Raw genomic sequence first — 827 nt, 5'->3', positions numbered from 1 at the left:
CCAATAACTGTTCCTAACACAAGTCCACCAAAAATCTCATGCCAATGATGTCCTTGGCGCTCTCTTAATTTTTCTTCTTCCGAACTTATATGTTTATTCAACATTCTTGCATGTTTACCAACTGTACGGCGAAGTCCTGTGGCATCAATGATAACAATTGTTAAAATTGCCATCCCGATTCCAAACATCGGGGTATTAAAACCTTCATGAAACCCTATTGTCATGACCATACTTGATAAAATCGTTGTATGCGTACTAGGAAATCCACCATTTCCTACTAAACGAAAAGCATCTTTTCCAGAACGAAGATAATTCACTAAAAATTTCAATACTCCCGAAGCTACCCAAGCTATAAATGGAAGTACACAATATAAATATGTTCCCATTGCTTTACCTCCTATGATTTTGCAATAAATAAAATGCCAGCTACTATACATACCATTCCAGCAATTTTCATGAAATTGATTGTTTCACCAAATAATAATGCTGATGCAATAATAACAAACACATATCCGAAACTCACCATTGGGTATGCATAACTTAAATCAACCTTTCTCAGCACAATCATCCATAATAATGCACTTAAACCGTAAAAAGCTAGTCCGAAAAAGTTCGGTACGTTAATGAAATTCATAATACCTACAGCCGCTGAACTTTGTGATTTCATTGCGCCAAACTTTAATAAAATTTGCCCTACAACTCCCATACCAACTGATAAAATAATCATCAAAAATTGTTGCATCTCTATACTCCTTAACTGTTTATATTCAAAAAATGTTTTATTCCAAATAAAAAACGTTTAAGACACTCCTCTTAAACGTTTTAAC

At 34.1% G+C, this 827-nt stretch carries 2 protein-coding genes; both read right to left on the bottom strand.

The features are described 5' to 3' along the window. Window positions 1–386 (bottom strand): divergent PAP2 family protein (locus HMPREF1014_RS29180; RefSeq protein WP_000537664.1); only part of this gene is annotated, 386 nt, incomplete at its 3' end. An 11-nt stretch (window positions 387–397) separates the two neighbouring features. Beyond that, window positions 398–742, bottom strand: coding sequence for an EamA family transporter (locus HMPREF1014_RS29175; RefSeq protein ID WP_001183889.1), 345 nt, complete (start codon window positions 740–742; stop codon window positions 398–400). Between the last annotated feature and the right edge of the window lie 85 nt (window positions 743–827).

The sequence above is a fragment of the Bacillus sp. 7_6_55CFAA_CT2 genome (assembly GCF_000238655.1).
Lineage (GTDB): Bacteria > Bacillota > Bacilli > Bacillales > Bacillaceae_G > Bacillus_A > Bacillus_A cereus.
This window is presented reverse-complemented; position numbering and strand designations above follow the sequence as displayed.